Genomic DNA, 16928 nt, shown 5'->3' with positions numbered 1-16928 from the left:
TTCAGAATACTTAAACATTATGTTAACGCTTTCATTTTCAGAATGCAAGATTCGAATAAAGGAATTTTGTTTTCCCTAAAAAAAAGAGCCGGTGAATTTGATTAGTTTTCAAATCCACCGGTCATTTCAACTTATTGATCATCTGATTTTTCGTTTTCCTTATCCGTCTGCTCCCCAGCCTTGTCCGCTTTTTTAAAATCGTCTTGCAAGTGGACTTCTTGCGCCGCTTTCACATTCAATTCTTTATCCGCCAGCTTTTCATGCGGTTGTTTTTCTTCTGCCATTGTTACCGCTCCTTCCTGGTTTTAAAGTATATCTATCTTTTCCCATTCCGGTAGAGGCTAAACCTGATTTTCACTCGGGCAGAAACCGATCCAGCTGCTTTAAATCCACATTCCCTCCGGATAAAATTACCGCAATTTTGTTCTTTTCCACTTCCAACTTTTTGGACAACACAGCTGCGATTCCGGTTGCACTGGATGGTTCGATGAGCTGTTTGGTGCGTTCCAATGTAAATTGAAAAGCTTCTTTGATTTCGTCTTCTGTCACCAGTACAAGGTCATCCAAAAACTCCTGCAAAATCGGGAACGTCAGTTGGCCGGGCTGCGATGTGCGCAAGCCGTCTGCGATTGTCGTTGTTCCAGAAATGGCAGTGATTTGTTTGTTGGCAAGCGACAAATACGTATCGTTTGCCGTTTCCGGCTCCACTCCTACGACCCGGATCGCAGGGTTGGTCTCTTTCACCGCCGTCAGGATGCCGCTGATCAATCCCCCGCCGCCGACCGGAACGACGATGATATCGATATCCGGCACTTGATCGAGCAGTTCAAGGCCAATGGTTCCCTGGCCGGCGATGACAAATGGATGGTCGTATGGCGGAATGTAGATGCCTCCCTGTTCTTCCGCCAGCTGTTGGGCTTTTGGAATCCGGTCAGCTGAAGTTAACCCGCAGTAAACAATATTTCCGTTGTAGGCTTCAATCGCCGCCACTTTCGCCCGGTTTGCATCTTCTGGTACAACAATCGTTGCCGGCACGCCAAGCTGGTCCGCAATATAGGCGACTGCCTGCCCGTGGTTGCCGGAAGAAGCGGCCGTAATAAACTGGGCCCCGTCATCAATGGCCTGTTTAACTGCATTTGCCGCACCCCTTATTTTAAAAGAGCCGGTTTTCTGCAAGTGCTCCGCTTTCAAATAAATTTCATTGCCGGTCCGTTCATTTAAAAGAGCAGACGTCAAAATGGGCGTCCTATGGATAAGCCCTGAAATTTGTTGCTGTGCTGTTTTTACTTCATCCAAATTAACCATAACCTACCTCCTTTATGTGACTTAGTTTAGCATATCCAAAATGAATTATAAGATTTTTCAGTTTTAACCCACCTGGTTATCAGGGTACACCTTAATAGAAGAGTGCTGTAAAATAAGAAGCTGGATATTCTGTTGGAGAGGAGAAGTGACATGTTAAAACGATTGGTTATTACAGGATATAAACAACATGAACTGGGAATATTCGATGATAAGCATCCAGGTGTCCGATTTATCAAAAAAGCACTTGAAAACCGTCTGCGCGTTTTGCTCGACGAAGGATTGGAATGGGTCATCCTCAGCGGCCAGCTTGGTGTCGAGACCTGGGCTGCAGAAGTGGTGCTGGATTTGCAGGAGGAATTTCCGCAATTGAAATATGCTGTGCTGACCCCTTTCCTCGAACAGGAGAAGAAATGGAACGAAGCCAAGCAGGAAAAGTATCAAATGATTTTAGAACAGGCCGATTTTCACCGCAGTTTAACCAACCGGCCTTACGAAGCCCCTTGGCAGTTTATCGAGAAGAATAAATTCTTCCTGCGCAATTCCGACGGCATGCTCATCATATACGATGAAGAAACAGAAGGTTCGCCTAAATTCACGAAACGGGAAGCCGACCTTTATGCCGAAAAGAATGATTATCAAGTGTTAACCATTACAGCCGATGATTTGCGGGTCGTGGCGGAAGAAGAACAGCTGAATGATTGGGAACAGTAAATCGCATCCTTTTTTGAAATTGTTGAACTCCTCTGTTTAGTTGACTCTGTCAATTATTTTCGCTAACCTTATAAGTTATATCTGTTTAAACCTTAAAGGAGGAAGTATGAAAAAAGCTTCGAAAGTATTTTACATCACGTTTGCCCTAGTCATTTTGACCGTCGCATTTGGCGTCATTGCTCCGCAAAGCTTCGAAAAAGCAACCGGCAGCATCCGCAGCTTCATCGATACAAGCTTCGGCTGGTATTACTTGATGCTCATGGCGATCATTTTAATTTTGACCTTTGTTATCATCATCAGCCCTTACGGAAAAATCCGACTTGGAAAAGATGCGGACCGCCCGGAATTCTCGACCATTTCCTGGATTTCCATGTTATTTTCAGCCGGTATGGGAATCGGACTGGTGTTTTACGGTGCCTCTGAACCGTTGAGCCATTTCGCGGTGCAGCCCGCAACAACCGAACCGGGAACCGACGAGGCGTTTAAAGAATCTCTCCAACGGACTTATTATCACTGGGGAATCCATGTTTGGGCCATGTATGGAATCATCGCCCTATCGCTTGCCTTTTTCCAATTCCGCAAGGGAGAACCTGCGTTAATTTCATCAACATTGAAGCCGATTTTCGGAAAGAAAATGGAAGGGCCTTTAGGAACGCTTGTTGACGTGCTGGCGGTGTTCGCTACAGTCTTCGGCGTGGCAACTTCACTCGGCTTCGGCGCTGCTCAAATTAACGGCGGTCTGGCCTACCTGTTCGGCGTGCCGCAGGAATCATGGGTCCAGTTCATTATCATCGCGGCTGTGACCGTGCTGTTCATCATGTCCGCCTGGTCCGGATTGAACAAAGGCATCAAGTATTTGTCCAATACCAATATGGTGCTTGCAATTATTCTGCTGATATTGGTCATTATCCTTGGGCCGACCTTGCTGATTATGAACATGTTTACTGAAACATTCGGGATTTACATTCAAAACCTGATTTCCCTAAGTTTCCAATCGGCTCCGCTCAATGCGGAAAACCGCTCTTGGCTGAACATGTGGACCATCTTTTACTGGGCCTGGTGGATCTCTTGGGCTCCATTCGTCAGCATGTTCATCGCCCGTATTTCCAAAGGCCGCACCATCCGTGAATTCCTGATTGGCGTCGTCCTGACGCCGACGATTTTCGGCGCTTTCTGGTTCTCGGTGTTCGGCACGACGGCGATTGATATCCAAAAAAGCGGCATCGATTTGACGGCATTCCCGACTGAGCAAACTTTGTTTGCGATGTTCAGCGAAATGCCGCTCGGCTTTGTCATGTCACTCTTCGCGATTTTGTTGGTCAGTACGTTCTTTATTACATCCGCTGATTCTGCAACTTTCGTTCTTGGCATGCAATCGACAAACGGATCACTCCTGCCAAGCAATCAGATCAAGATTCTTTGGGGAATTGCACAGTCGCTGGTTGCTGCCATTCTCTTGTCTGTCGGCGGATTGACGGCTGTCCAAAATACCATCATCGTTGCCGCCTTGCCTTTTTCGTTTGTTATGATCTTAATGATCATTTCCTTATTCAAGGCGTTGGATGCAGAAGTAAAGTTAGTGAAAACCACTAAAAAATAAAAACAGACCCCTTCAGTTTTCATAGCTGAAGGGCTTTTTCATGTGCATAAATAAAAGCAGGAAGGGTATAGGGAGAATAATGAAAATACTTGGAGGTGTCTTGAACATGGATGGAGATATCAAATCACCAGGTGCCGGAACAGAAAACCCGACCGGCGTTGAAGAAATTGAAGGGCAGACGCGGGCTATCATTCAAAGTTCGCTCAATGCCTTGCTCGACAGCAAAACATTCTTGCCGGAACTGCAGGATAGAATGCGTGTACAGGCATTCACTTCAATGAGCGCCATTCTTTCTACACCGAACAATATACATAAGTCATTCCTGCGGATTCCGCTCGATGACGGCAGTGTTGTTCGGATTCCTTCTTTCCGTGTTCAACACAATGATGCACTGGGGCCTTATAAAGGCGGCATCCGCTTCCATGAAAGCGTGAACGAAGAAGAAGTCGTCAACTTGGCCTTTTTGATGACGTTGAAAAACGCGCTGCACAATGTACCGTTTGGCGGAGGCAAAGGCGGCATCATCCTTAACCCAAGACATTATTCAGAAAAGGAACTGAATCTGATTTGCCGCAAATATGTCCGCTATTTTTCGGAAGTCATCGGCCCTGACAAAGACATCCCGGCGCCAGACGTAGGTTCAGGAGAACGGGAAATGGACTGGATGATGGCAGAATACAAAAAGATCAAACACGGATCTCCGTATCTCGGCAGTTTCACCGGAAAAAGCGTCGCGAACGGCGGTTCGCTTGGACGCCGAGAAGCTACCGGCAAAGGCGTTTACTTTACGTTCCGTTATTTGTTCTCGGACTATGTAAGAGAACACGCAGATGAATTGGCCGCTTCGGACAATCCTTTTGCTGCGACCGCCCTTGCTCATGCGAACCGGCCGCTGACACTGGCTGTCCAAGGATTTGGCAATGTCGGATCGGTTGCGGCATTGGAAGCCTACAACAGCACGGAAATCGATGATATTGTAGTCGCAGTCAGCGACCGCAACGTCACGCTTTATAATGAAAATGGCCTGGACATTCCGGCATTGATCGCATTCGCCAGTACGAACCGCGGCGATTTGCCTTCTACCGTGGATCAAATCGCTCAAGCGGGCGTCGCTGCAAGCATCAAAGGCCGGGACGAGCTATTGACTTTGCCGGTCGACGTCCTGATACTCGCCGCTCTTGAAAATCAGATTCATGAAGGCAATGTGCGGGACATTCAGGCACGCGTGATCGTGGAAGGCGCAAATGCCCCAACTACTCAAGAAGCTGATGATTACTTGAGTGAACAGGGGGTCATCGTCATTCCGGATATCCTTGCCAATGCCGGCGGGGTTATTGTTTCATATTTCGAATGGCTGCAAGGCCGGGAAACTCAGTTTTATACGGAAGAAGAAGTATTCCGGCTGCTTATCGCGAAAATGAAGTCCACGATGGACATCATTTTGCCGCAATTTTTCGGAGATCCCTTCCCGCTCCGCCAAAACTGCTTTATCCACGCCGTCATGAGATTGACGACCGTCTTATACCGCCAAGGAAAGTTGTATTAACTGAAAAACGTTGAAGCCGCATATGGCTTCAACGTTTTTTACTTCTCGCTGTTTCTCCGTTCCTCGGAAATGGAATACGCCGCTTTCCGAAAATGGAGGATCTGGTCTTCCGAACATTCGATTCCTTCGGTTACAGCGGTCGGATCAAATTTTCGTTCGTCCGCTTCCAGAGCAGGCTTAGGCAAAATCGTCAGTGTCCCAACGGTAAGCTTGTGCCGTTCTTCCGACCAGGCGACAGTCGGATCGTCAGTCGGATCTTCTTCTCCTCCAATAACAATATTCAACCGGAAGCTGACCGGCTCTTTCTGCAGACGGTCTTCGATTTCCCATTCGTAATAACCGAATGGCAGCGAACCGGCGTCTTTTGGCGTTAAAGTTTCCACTCCTGCATCCGGTTCCCATTCATACTTGATCGGCAGCCGGTTCCCGTTCTTGTCGATAAAGTAAAAAGCATGGATGGAATGATAGCGCCCTGTCGCAAAACTGGCAGGGGCATGCATTTTCTGCAAGATTTTGATGGCGGCCCGGCTTTCCGGATACTGGATCAGCAGCTTGGCCAAATCACGAAGCCGCGGCTTCCCTTTTTTAAACGAAGTCACAACGCCTAGAATCTTAGTGAAGGCTTCCGGGGTTTTGGCCAGGAAAATCGGGGAATTGACTCCCACAATATTTGTAATGCCCCCGTCCGGCAAGAGAAATTGCACGGCCAGCCCTTTGACCGGCGACATGACATCCGTCCAGGTAGGATCCGGAGAGCTATGGGAAAATCGGGCAAGCGCCTTTACTTCCCCCCCTTGCAGATGCGGCGCCGTTGTATACTCCGCCCCTAAGCCGTTCGCAGAGAATACCGCTTCATAAATGACCCCTCTGGCGTGGGCACGCCGGTATTCACGATGTTCTCCAAACACTTTTTCTATCCGGTCTACTGCGGTTTCAGCTAATGGTTTCTTTTCCATGTCCTCACCTCTTACCACGTGCTATACCCTTTTTTGAGGAAAATTAAAAACCACCAGCAACTTAATATTGGGCTACCAATAGTTTAGTGTATGTCTGTATTTATAGAATAAAATCCATTTTGAGTAATTGAATCGATGCTCTTTGCTTTCCATTTTATCAACTATCTGTTAGTCTAATAAAGAATTATTTTTGTTCGTTTTCAGATTGAGAATAAATTTTGTTTTTCGTCTAAGGTATTTGAGCAAGGATAGTAACACATTGTGTGGATAGCCGCACCAGGAGGCAACAATTATGGAACAAGGTACAGTTAAGTGGTTTAATGCAGAAAAAGGTTTTGGATTTATCGAGCGTGAAGCAGGAGATGACGTATTCGTACATTTCTCAGCAATCCAAAGCGAAGGTTTCAAATCTTTAGACGAAGGTCAAAATGTAACGTTTGAAATTGAACAAGGACAACGTGGCCTACAAGCTACTAACGTTCAAAAAGCTTAATAATAGCTAAAAAAAAGACCCTACGTGTGTAGGGTCTTTTTTTATGTGCTTAAATTTGGGGTTAACTACTTCCGTGAACTGATTTTATCCTATGGAATGAGAGTTTGTAATGCTTTGACAAGTGTTCGGTGTGAATCATGCTTTCCATAAAGCTTCCCTCCTTATACTCTTGGCTTGAACTTACTCCTCACCGGCTCTATGCCCACAGTATAATTTTTCGAGACTAAAAATTCAATTCCTTCACCAAACAAACCCAAGTACTTGAATAACTTCTGCCAAACCGGGAATACAGAAAGGAAAGCAAACCAAAGGAGGCAGCTGAATGGATATCAAACAGGACAACAATCGATTCGTCGTCGTGAAAGATTCAGAGGAACTTGGATTTATTTCATATGTACCAAATGGTGATGTATTGACGGTGGACCACACCGAAGTTTCGCCCCAGCTGGAAGGGCAAGGCATGGGAAAAAAACTGGTCGAGCAAGTCGTGCAATACGCACGGGATGAAGGCAAAACCATTGATCCGCAATGCCCATTTGCCCACTCTGTTATTGAAAAAACACCGGAATTTCAAGATATCTTAGCAAAATAATTCAGCACCTGCTTTTTAGCAGGTGTTTTTATTTGTCTTTTTCCAGCTCTTGTTTTAGATGTTCAGATGCGGGAACAGTAGGAGTAACAAGCGAGCTGGAAAGGAGTTTTCCACGTGGAACAATCACTTGAAGAAGCGGTCAGAATACACGCCCAGCCATTTGATTCTCCTGCAGACTTAACGCCGATTATTGAAGCAATTGGCGATGCCAAGATTGTCATGCTCGGGGAAGCGAGCCATGGAACTTCGGAATTCTATACCATCCGCGCAGAACTTTCTAAACGGCTGATTCAGGAAAAAGGCTTTTCACTCCTTGCGGTGGAGGGCGACTGGCCATCTTCCCAGCAAGTCAATCGTTTCATTAAAGGGTACGGGCAGGACGGAAAGACGGCGCATGAAGTGCTGCAGGCTTTTACCCGTTGGCCGACCTGGATGTGGGCAAACGAAGAAATCGCCGAGTTTATCGATTGGTTGAAATCGCACAATGAACAAAGTGAAATGAAAACCGGGTTTTACGGCATTGATATTTACAGCTTGTGGGAATCCATGGACGAAGTTGTCCATTACCTGACCCATACCAATCCGGCTGGAGCCGACCTGGAACTCGCGAAAAAAGCTTTTTCCTGCTTCGAGCCATTCAACCGGGAACCGGAAGGCTACGCCATTTCCTCAGCAAACTTCTCCACCGTTTGCGTAGACGAAGTATCGAAACTGCTGGCCTCCATCCGGGCAAACGAAGGGCAATACCGGGACGAGCAAGAAAGCGCCCTAAACTTGGAAATCAATGCGCTGGTTACGAAAAACGCGGAAGATTACTACCGGGCCATGGTCAAAAGCGGCGAAATCTCCTGGAACATCCGGGATGAACATATGGTCGAAGCGATCAACGAAGTCCGAGACTATCACGGACAGGACGCCAAGATCATCATTTGGGAACACAATACCCATATCGGCGATGCAAGGGCGACCGATATGCGAAACGACGGCATGCTGAACGTCGGCCAGGTCCTCCGGGAACAAAACCGGCCGGAAGACGTTTTCGCTGTCGGATTCGGCACCTATGAAGGCACCGTTATCGCTTCACAGGCCTGGGGCGTTCCGCATGAAGTGATGGCGGTTCCTCCTGCCCGTATTAATTCGTGGGAAGAAATTATGCACCGTACCGGGGCGCATGATAAATATCTATTGTTCGATTCCGGCAACTTTTCCTCCTTCGACCGCTGGACCGGCCACCGGGCAATCGGTGTGGTCTATAACCCTGCTCATGAAGCCTATGGCAATTACGTCCCTTCCCGCATCGCAAGCCGCTACGACGCCTTTGTATTTATTGACCGGACCAAAGCACTGGTTCCGCTGGAAGTAGAAAATTCGATTTTGTGAGTGAAAACCGGGAGGTTCAGCAATGAAAGAATAAAAGGAAGGAGTTGCCAACCATGATGAAAAAAGCTCTGGTTCTTTTCTTATTTGCTGCAGCTGCCATTCTGCTCGTGCTATTCAGTGTTCAAGGTGACACGTGGAACAATCCGTTGAAAGAAAGTGTGCAATCTGAAGACGGCCTTGCAGCCGATGGCAACAAAGTCGAAGCCGGGGAAAAGGAAAAAGAGGGAAAAACATCAACTAAAGAAAAATTTGAAGAAGAAAAAGAAGTTGTTGTCCAAATTGAAGGCATGGAAGAAAAAGTGATCATGCACTTGAACAAAGGAAAAGATTGCGATTATGTCATTTATATCGATGAAGAGCGCTACAAAATGGTGAAAGGCGAAGGCGATGACCCGGATGCCATTACCACAAAAGAAGCGCTTCCCGAGAATTTTCCGGAAGTGTCTATGACCATCGAACATGTGCCGGATACAGCACCGGAAGTATTAGTGAAGGAATTTGAAGCCGAATTAAAATCGGAATTTCCGGAATTGGAGGATGTCAAGCAAGTGACAGAACCGGTAGAAGGCTACCAGCTTCACGGCATTGCAAATGGCGGCCAGCAAGGGAATGATCCAGTCGTCCATGCCTACGTTATTAGCAACAGCCAAGCCGGAAGCTTCGTCATCACCGAACGCTATTTCCTCGAAGCAGCCGAAGGACACGGTGCCCGCTTCTATGCGATGCTGACGGAATTCCATATCGTTGAACCCGAATAAAAGCAAAAAGGATGGCCCAAGGGCCATCCTTTTGAACTTGTAGACAAAAGAAATTTTACACATGATAGCTGAATAAATATCCGATTAGAGGAAAATACCGGATCCTCCGTTTCAGCCGGACGCGTTCCGCGGGCTCGCGCCGAACTAACTCGGAACTAACGTCCCGAGTGGATTTCGGCACTTCGCTATCCCGCTGGAGTCGCCGGCCTTCACTTCGGATCCTAGAAGTGAAGGCTATCCAAAGGTATCGCTTTTCCTCTTTGGAATATCTATTTAGGCTACAACCCGATTCACGTTCACAATCGAATCAAAGAGAGACGCCGCCAACCGGTCCGACCACGGAGACTCCTGTGGGACAGCGAAAGCTGAAGACCCCGCAGGCGCAAAGCGGCGAGGAGGCTGAAGCTAAGCCCACGGAAAGCGAAGTGGCCGGTCCGGTTGGTTTTATGCATCGTCATCCTTTTTAAGTCTTCTTGCTTACAGGTCGCTGTCGGTACTGTTAATGGAATACAAGTAGTTCCAGCTGTCGGATTTGTATAAGGCATGGAAAGTCAGTTTGTCGCCTGTTCCCATGGTGACAATATCCTGCTCAATGGCGACGACCATTGCGGTTGCGCCGTTATCCAAGTTTAAGTAAACATCTCCGATAGAAGGTTTGATGGCATTTTCTTCTCTCAGCTTTTCTTCGAGCAGAGCGTCTTCGTCCAATTGTTCCGGCGCCACTTTGGATTTATCGAAATAGGTGATGTCGTTGCTGCCAGGTTCTTCACCAGGTACCATCACAAAGAATTCCTTGAACTTCACCGTATTTTGGCGTGTCGTCACGACGTCTTTTCCTTCGACCGATTCGACTTTTTCAAATTCATTCAGCGAATAATGATCCATGTAATCAGGATCCGGCTTCGTGATGAAAATATAGCCGCCCGGCTCTGCCGGAATGTCGTCGCGAAGCGTATAACGCGCGCCAAGGAATAGGAATGAATCCAGATGTTTCGGTTTGTAGTACGATACCTGCTCCGCTTTGCTCGCTACCTGTTCCATGTCTTTCAACCGGAACATCAAGACGGATTTTTTTGCTAACGGCTTCACGGAGTAGACTTTATGTAACTCGTTGTTAAAATAGACGAGTTGTCCCTTTCTCACTTGAAGTAATTTCATTTTTTAGCCTCCGATGCTATCATTTCTCTCGGCTTCATTCTAGAGGAAAAAACAGTATAAGTCCATGCATCCACTCGAATTGTCTCGCCGGATATGGTATAACGGACAAAGAATTAGTGAAAGGATGTGCCTTATGGAATTTGAAAACCGCGATGAATACATCATCAAGAAATACCAGCAGGATGAAGACACGATGATTCGCCTCTTTGTGCATTGGTGCCTCAACCACGACCTTGATTCTGTTGCGCTGTATACACGTGCTTATCCGCACCAGCCAACAAATGAGGCGCTGTTGAACGTGGTGGAAGAAACAAAAACCGATCCGGCAGAAATTGAAGTCGGCACCGCAACTATGCTGGAAGTTTTACAGATTTTCGGAAACGATGACTTGGCTTTTGTAGTAGCGGAAGAAGCAGAAAAAAGTAAAGATTGAGTGCACCGGCACCCGACCTTTACTTTTTTCTTTTCCGAAGTTCTTTCGCTTTGTTTTCAATATAGCTTGTCCGCAGATTTTCATAGCGGTTCGAGGCCACCTTGCTGTAAATCTTATCAAAACGCGAATCGTCTTCCGCCGGCTCCGCTGCTTCTTCTTCCAGCTCTTCCGCTTCGACTAGCTCTTCCTCATTGCGTTCTTTCTCCATAATCACCCATTCCTTTCTAAATCGAATCCCACTACTTAATTTTCCCCTTAACCCATTCGCCTTAAACCAAAAAAAGCATCGCTGATTTCAGCGATGCCTGTGTTTTATGCAGTAACTTTTGCGCCTTTCAGCTCGTTGCCGAGGAAGGTGGCAAGTTCCAGCATGCCGTATGTGCCATGAGCAGCTTCGGCATCTGCATTGTAATTGGTATTTGTGTTGACATCGTATGTGAAAATATCGCCTTCTGCATTGCGGATAAACTCGATTCCCGCAACTGCAATCCCGTTTTGGCGAAGGAATTCTTCGTATTTGGCAAGAATCGGATCATCGAATCCTTCCACTACTTGGAATTTCGGTTTTTCTTCCACCTGTTCGCCGACCGGGCAGAACAAATCATCGATGCGGCATGCATCTGCCGGGCAAAGTTCGAAGCCTTCTGATGTATCTACTTGTACGGTATAGACAAACTGGCCGCCGACAAATTCACAGCGCGTGATAAACGGTTCCGGTGCCTGAATGTATTGCTGAACGAGGGTGATCCCATCGATTGACGGTTCAAAACCACCGCCGTTCAAGTATTCATGCAAAGCTTCCATTGAATGGAACAATTGCACACCAAGGCCTTTGCCGGCACGGTTGTGTTTAATAATGAAAGAAGACTCACCTAATTTTTCTGCAGCTTTCACAATTTGCTCTTTGCCGTTGGCTGCAATCGTTTTCGGCGTCTGGATGCCGGCAGCGTTCAATGCCATATACTGATTGACTTTGCTGACTTCCAAACGCAAGGCACGGCTGCCGTTAAACACCTTCCGGCCATGATGCTCAAGCCACGCAAGCAAGGACTCCGTCAATTCCGGCGCGTATCGGTGGCCTCTGGTATGCGAAGACGCACTCATCCGGCTGTAAAATACGCCTTCCGGCGGCGCTTCGGTCAAATCAACCAGTCCTTCATTGATAAACCAGTCTTCGTATGGCAATTCCAATTCATCCAGGCGTTTAAAAAGATGTGTTGTCCATTCTTCGTTTTCGTGAATTACATATATTTTTTCAGTCATGTGGGTTCCTCCTAGTTAGACAATGTTTCCAAAGCTCGCCGTTTCTCTTCCACTAACGGCATTACCTGTTTTGAAAAGCGCTCCATTTCTTCCAGCTGCGGCGAAAATTGCAGCAGCAATAAATCCAGCCCCGCTTCTTCGTAAGCCAGAATACGGTCGGCAATCTGTTCCGGCGTGCCGATCAAATTCGGGCGCAGGCCGCGGTTCGATACGGAATAATCCTCCAGCTTCACTTGCTGCTCCAATTGTGATTTTGAGACAAAATCGTTGTAGCCGACATAGCCGCTGGCGTCTTTCATATCGACGATGCGGGCATATTCCGCTTTCACCTCTTCTTCGGTGTCACGGCAAACCACATAAGCGGCCATGCCGAACGATTGCAGCGGCGCTTTTCCAGCTTCTTCGCGCAATCTTTTCATGTCTTCGATTTTCGCTTTGATTTCTTCTACTGTGCCGCCGTGCATTACATACGCATCGCACGATTCCACAATCGACTTTTTGCCGCGCGGGCTTTCTCCGCCAGCGTAAAGAATCGGATTGGGTGATTGAACCGGCTTCGGTTCCAAGCGTGCATTTTGGATATCGTAGTACTTTCCTTTAAATGAAAATTCTTTTTCGGACCACATGCCTTTGACGACCTGCAAAAATTCGTCTGTGCGGTCATACCGCTCATCGTGCTCGGTGAATTCCCCGCCGTACTGGCGTGCTTCTTCCGCCCACCAAGCCGATACGACATTCAGCGTAAAACGGCCATTTGAAATCCGATCAATATTGGCAGCCATTTTCGCTGTGACAGCCGGATTGTGGAAAGCCGGGCGAATCGCTGTCATAATCTCGATTTTCTCCGTAACAGCCGCCAACGCAGCCGCTGTAGACCAAGCTTCGAGTGAATCAGCTTCCATCCCTTTTATATCGTTCAAGTTCAGTTCAGCGATCAAGGTGGTATCGTAGCCCCATTTTTCAGCTGACTGTACGACTTGTTTGGCATAATCAAATGTTGCCGGCATGTTCTCATCTTCTACATTGCGTAGCCATCCGCCGAAAATCGGCAGCCAAAACCCATATTTCATCCTCATTCGCTCCCTTTACTTATGAAATCTCAATCGTGAAAACTTTCAATTACTTTCGAAGAACTTCTTGATTATACTATAAATCTATGTATTCTTACCAGTAAACTAGGTTATAAAATTTTAGCACACTACCAGGATGAAGTGTGCGTAATTACGAGGAGATTCTTCTTATGTTTTATAGCTTATTTTCCGAATGATTGCGGCATAACCACAGCCGTTACTTCTCCAGTGGCGCAGATCGAGTCATCCGCAAATACTTCCACTTTCACTTTAAATTTCTTCGGGTGGATTTCTTCCACTTGCCCAACCGCCTTTAACACAATTCCTTCAGGCGTCGGCTTTACAAAATCCACATGAAGGGACGCTGTGACGAAACGCGGCGGCTCTTCCCCGCTTCCGGGTTCAAAACCGTTTTTCCGGTGCAAAGCGAGCGATGCTGAACCGGTTCCGTGGCAGTCGATCAGCGAAGCAATCAATCCGCCGTAGACAAAACCCGGAATCGCTTTATGTGCCGGGTCCGGCTTGTATAAAGTAACCGTTTCTTCCCCGTTCCATTTTGTGCGGAAATGATGGCCTTCCTTATTTAACCGACCACATCCGTAGCACCAGGCAAATTCTTCCGGGTAATCATCCTGTATGGCATTCATAATCGTCTCGTTCATGTCAGTTCCCCTTTTCTATGTATGGTTTAGTTGGCGGAGCATCAAATCTTTTTACTAGTTTATCACATGGATTCGCAAATAAATAAATTATTCTGACTTGTAGGAGCCGGAAATATAAACAAAGGAAAAAGCATGATCCTTTTCATCAGATCATGCTTTTCCTTTTTCTGCCCTCTCAATAAACCGTAGAGAGGTTTTGCACGCGGAAAATTTTTTATTCAATTCCTTCTACAACTAACTTGTTCGTGCTCTGACGAAATTGTAACCCTCGCCAATGCAGTTTGTTGCGCTAACTGCTTTTTGCCATTAAGGCTTTTGGTTCGCATATACTTCTCAGCGAATAAAATGTTTGGCAGTTAAACGTTTAGATGCACTTCCACAAAAAACTTAACTTCTTTTACTGATTTGATGCACTTCTTTTGGAGAGAAACCACTGGTACTTTCGGTCTCTGACAAGAGTAACTATCGCCAGTAAAGCAAAATTTTCCGCCAAGGCTGTGCAAGTCATCGTCTGGATGCGTTCATAAACTTACTTCGTTTATACGCGTTTCCCTACGTTATTCCGCCTTGTACTTTATATGTACCACGTGCTTTTCTTTCTTAAACCTATTTTTTCGAATTTTTAAAATAAATTAATTATTTTTTTACTTTTTTTATTCTTCCCTATATACTAAAGCTTAGTTCGACATCCGTAATAAAAGAGGAGAGATAGTATGGTGAAAAGTTTACCGCGGCGTTCAGAGGTTCCTGCAGAAGAAACATGGGATTTGGACAGCCTGTTTGCATCCGACAAAGCGTTTGATGAAGCCTTACATACACTGGAACAGGAAGTGGCCGAATTTCAGAAGCAATTCAAAGGCAATATCCAGGATGCCGCTGCAGTGGTCGAGGTGCTGACTTCTTATCTGGCGCTATTGGAAAAATTAGTTCCCATCAGTACATATTCGAGTTTGTCATTAAGCACAGACCAGACCAACGACGAAGCCCAAATGCGTTCAAGCAAATTTGGCTCTGTTTCTGCAAAAATGAGCAGCCAATTGTCATTTGTTACAAGCGAGCTTTTGGCACTGCCGGAAGAAACTTTGAAATCTGCCATGAAGCAGTCGGCAGAATTTGAAGTTTACTTAAAAGACCTGATCCGGAGAAAGCCTCATCAGCTGCATCCGGAAGTGGAAAAAACGCTGGCCGCTTATTCTTCTACATTCAGTGCGCCTTACGGTTTGTACAATACAACCAAAATGGTCGATATGGCTTTTGACGACTTTGAAGTGAACGGCCAAAGCCATCCGCTCAGCTACGTATCGTTTGAAGGCGATTGGGAAGCCGAGCCGGATGCGGAACTTCGCCGTACAGCGTTCACCGCTTTTTCGAATAAGCTGAAAGAATACCAGCATACCACCGCGAAAACATATGACATGCAGCTGCAAACGGAAAAAACCACATCTGACTTGCGCGGCTATGACACCATCTTTGATTATTTATTGTTCAACCAGGAAGTGGACCGTTCGTTGTACAACCGCCAAATCGATTTGATTATGACAGAATTGGCTCCGCATATGCAAAAATACGCGAAGTTGCTCCAAAAAGCGCACGGCTTGGACAAAATGACGTTTGCAGATTTAAAGATCTCCCTTGATCCTTCCTACGAACCGGAAATCACAGTAGAAGAATCCAAGAAGTATATTAATGAAGCGCTTGGCATCATGGGCGACGATTACCTGGAAATGGTGGAACGGTCGTATTCGGAACGCTGGATTGATTTTGCCCAAAACACCGGCAAGTCGACCGGGGCATTTTGTTCGAGCCCTTACGGCAACCATCCCTATATCCTGATTTCGTGGACCGGCCGCATGAACGAAGTGTTCGTTTTGGCTCACGAACTTGGCCATGCCGGTCATTTCTATAATGCGAACCGCGCGCAAAATCTGTTCAACGCGCGCCCGTCGCTTTATTTTATCGAAGCACCTTCTACAATGAACGAAATGCTGGTGGCGAACCATTTGCTTCAGAATTCAGATGATCCGAAATTCAAGCGCTGGGTCATCTCTTCCATTGTGGCCAGAACGTATTACCACAACTTTGTGACGCACTTGCTTGAAGCGGCTTATCAGCGCAAAGTGTACGAACGCATCGATGCCGGACAAAGCGTCAACGCCGGTGTGTTGAATAGCCTCAAACGCGGAGTGTTGGAAGAGTTCTGGGGAGATGCCGTGGAAATCACGCCAGGCGCCGAACTGACGTGGATGCGCCAGCCTCATTACTATATGGGCTTGTATCCGTATACGTACAGTGCAGGGTTGACCATCTCCACGCAAGTGTCCAAACGCATTTTGAACGAAGGGCAGCCAGCGGTCGACGAATGGCTTGAAGTATTAAAAGCTGGCGGCACCAAAACACCTATCGAGCTTGCCCAAATGGCCGGAGTCGACATCACTACCGAAAAACCGCTGCGCGATACCATCGCTTATATCGGTGAATTGATCGATGAGCTGGTTGCGTTGACAGAAGAAATTGAAGAAGTAGCGAAATAATAGAAGGAGGAGCACTCATGTGCTCCTCCTTTTCAGGCTGTAGACAAAGTCTAGATGAAGTGTATAACGATGCATACAACCAACCGGTCCGGCCACTTCGCTTTCCGTGGGCTCAGCCTCAGTCTCCTCGTCGCTTCGCTCCTGCGGGGCCTTCAGCTTTCGCTGGTCCCACAGGAGTCTCCGTGGCCGGTCCGGTCGGGCGTCCCTCTTCTATGAAGAAAGTGATTATAGCTTAGCCAGTTAACTTAAAAAAGTGACATTTCAGATTAGCCTCCACTTTGAGGATCCAAAGTGAAAGTCGGCGACTCCTGCGGGGCAGCGTAGCGACGAAGTGCCGAAATCCACTCGGGACACAAGTTCCGAGTTAATTCGGCGCGAGCCCGCGAAACACGTCGGGCTGAAATGGAGGATCCGAGATGTCCAGTTGTATGTTCATTCATCTCTCAAGCATAAAAATTCTTTTGTCTACA

Annotated in this window: 17 protein-coding genes; 9 read left to right on the top strand and 8 right to left on the bottom strand. The window is 46.9% G+C overall.

The genetic code is table 11. The features are described from left to right. Positions 1-131: 131 nt before the first annotated feature. Together QWY22_RS01860 and QWY22_RS01855 are read right to left on the bottom strand one after the other, a co-directional pair. Positions 132-284: a YfhE family protein gene (locus QWY22_RS01860; RefSeq protein WP_082304832.1), complete on the bottom strand. Its 153-nt coding sequence runs from the start codon at positions 282-284 to the stop codon at positions 132-134. Positions 285-354: 70 nt separating this feature from the next. Beyond that, positions 355-1305 carry a threonine/serine dehydratase family protein gene (locus tag QWY22_RS01855; protein WP_300982676.1) on the bottom strand — a complete coding sequence of 317 codons (951 nt, stop codon included), beginning with the start codon at positions 1303-1305 and terminating at the stop codon, positions 355-357. A gap of 150 nt (positions 1306-1455) precedes the next feature. Here QWY22_RS01855 and QWY22_RS01850 point away from each other — a divergent pair, with 150 nt between their 5' ends. From QWY22_RS01850 to QWY22_RS01840, 3 genes are all read left to right on the top strand, one after another. Next, on the top strand, positions 1456-2016 hold the full coding sequence (locus QWY22_RS01850; protein ID WP_300982675.1) for an SLOG family protein: 561 nt from the start codon (positions 1456-1458) through the stop codon (positions 2014-2016). 106 nt (positions 2017-2122) lie between these two features. Then, positions 2123-3616, top strand: coding sequence for a glycine betaine uptake BCCT transporter (locus QWY22_RS01845; RefSeq protein ID WP_300982674.1), 1494 nt, complete (start codon positions 2123-2125; stop codon positions 3614-3616). Between the two features lie 166 nt (positions 3617-3782). Beyond that, positions 3783-5162 (top strand): Glu/Leu/Phe/Val family dehydrogenase, encoded by a 1380-nt coding sequence (locus QWY22_RS01840; RefSeq protein WP_300984308.1) that lies wholly within the window; start codon positions 3783-3785, stop codon positions 5160-5162. 38 nt (positions 5163-5200) lie between these two features. Here the strand turns inward: QWY22_RS01840 and QWY22_RS01835 are convergent, their stop codons facing one another. Next, positions 5201-6118 carry a catalase family peroxidase gene (locus QWY22_RS01835; RefSeq protein ID WP_300982673.1) on the bottom strand — a complete coding sequence of 306 codons (918 nt, stop codon included), beginning with the start codon at positions 6116-6118 and terminating at the stop codon, positions 5201-5203. Between the two features lie 292 nt (positions 6119-6410). On the opposite strand from QWY22_RS01835, the gene QWY22_RS01830 reads away from it, so the two are divergent. From QWY22_RS01830 to QWY22_RS01815, 4 genes are all read left to right on the top strand, one after another. Beyond that, the gene (locus QWY22_RS01830; protein WP_036810671.1) at positions 6411-6611 is read left to right on the top strand and encodes a cold-shock protein; all 201 of its coding nucleotides are present in this window, start codon (positions 6411-6413) and stop codon (positions 6609-6611) included. Between the two features lie 322 nt (positions 6612-6933). Further along, positions 6934-7203: a GNAT family N-acetyltransferase gene (locus tag QWY22_RS01825; protein ID WP_300982672.1), complete on the top strand. Its 270-nt coding sequence runs from the start codon at positions 6934-6936 to the stop codon at positions 7201-7203. A gap of 114 nt (positions 7204-7317) precedes the next feature. Further along, positions 7318-8583 carry an erythromycin esterase family protein gene (locus QWY22_RS01820; RefSeq protein ID WP_300982671.1) on the top strand — a complete coding sequence of 422 codons (1266 nt, stop codon included), beginning with the start codon at positions 7318-7320 and terminating at the stop codon, positions 8581-8583. Between the two features lie 53 nt (positions 8584-8636). Next, positions 8637-9341 carry a hypothetical protein gene (locus tag QWY22_RS01815; protein ID WP_300982670.1) on the top strand — a complete coding sequence of 235 codons (705 nt, stop codon included), beginning with the start codon at positions 8637-8639 and terminating at the stop codon, positions 9339-9341. Positions 9342-9818: 477 nt separating this feature from the next. Here QWY22_RS01815 and QWY22_RS01810 read toward each other — a convergent pair whose 3' ends face one another. Continuing rightward, positions 9819-10499, bottom strand: coding sequence for a hypothetical protein (locus tag QWY22_RS01810; protein ID WP_300982669.1), 681 nt, complete (start codon positions 10497-10499; stop codon positions 9819-9821). Positions 10500-10632: 133 nt separating this feature from the next. Here QWY22_RS01810 and yxiS point away from each other — a divergent pair, with 133 nt between their 5' ends. Beyond that, the gene (yxiS, locus tag QWY22_RS01805; protein ID WP_300982668.1) at positions 10633-10932 is read left to right on the top strand and encodes a protein YxiS; all 300 of its coding nucleotides are present in this window, start codon (positions 10633-10635) and stop codon (positions 10930-10932) included. A 19-nt stretch (positions 10933-10951) separates the two neighbouring features. On the opposite strand, the gene QWY22_RS01800 is transcribed toward yxiS, so the two are convergent. The 4 genes from QWY22_RS01800 to QWY22_RS01785 all read right to left on the bottom strand — a co-directional run bounded on the left by QWY22_RS01800 (position 10952) and on the right by QWY22_RS01785 (position 13927). Further along, complete coding sequence (locus tag QWY22_RS01800) at positions 10952-11140, bottom strand: hypothetical protein (RefSeq protein ID WP_300982667.1); 189 nt, start codon at positions 11138-11140, stop codon at positions 10952-10954. A gap of 104 nt (positions 11141-11244) precedes the next feature. Then, the gene (locus tag QWY22_RS01795; protein ID WP_300982666.1) at positions 11245-12195 is read right to left on the bottom strand and encodes an ATP-grasp domain-containing protein; all 951 of its coding nucleotides are present in this window, start codon (positions 12193-12195) and stop codon (positions 11245-11247) included. An 11-nt stretch (positions 12196-12206) separates the two neighbouring features. Continuing rightward, positions 12207-13265 carry an LLM class flavin-dependent oxidoreductase gene (locus QWY22_RS01790; RefSeq protein WP_300982665.1) on the bottom strand — a complete coding sequence of 353 codons (1059 nt, stop codon included), beginning with the start codon at positions 13263-13265 and terminating at the stop codon, positions 12207-12209. A gap of 182 nt (positions 13266-13447) precedes the next feature. Beyond that, complete coding sequence (locus QWY22_RS01785) at positions 13448-13927, bottom strand: PaaI family thioesterase (protein WP_300982664.1); 480 nt, start codon at positions 13925-13927, stop codon at positions 13448-13450. Between the two features lie 713 nt (positions 13928-14640). On the opposite strand from QWY22_RS01785, the gene pepF reads away from it, so the two are divergent. Beyond that, positions 14641-16458, top strand: a complete 1818-nt coding sequence (pepF, locus tag QWY22_RS01780; protein ID WP_300982663.1) for an oligoendopeptidase F — start codon at positions 14641-14643, stop codon at positions 16456-16458. The last annotated feature ends 470 nt before the right edge of the window (positions 16459-16928 follow it).

The sequence above is a fragment of the Planococcus liqunii genome, assembly GCF_030413595.1.
In the GTDB taxonomy this organism is placed as follows: Bacteria; Bacillota; Bacilli; order Bacillales_A; family Planococcaceae; genus Planococcus; species Planococcus liqunii.
Note: the sequence above shows the minus strand (reverse complement) of the source record. Positions and strands in the feature narration are given on the sequence as shown.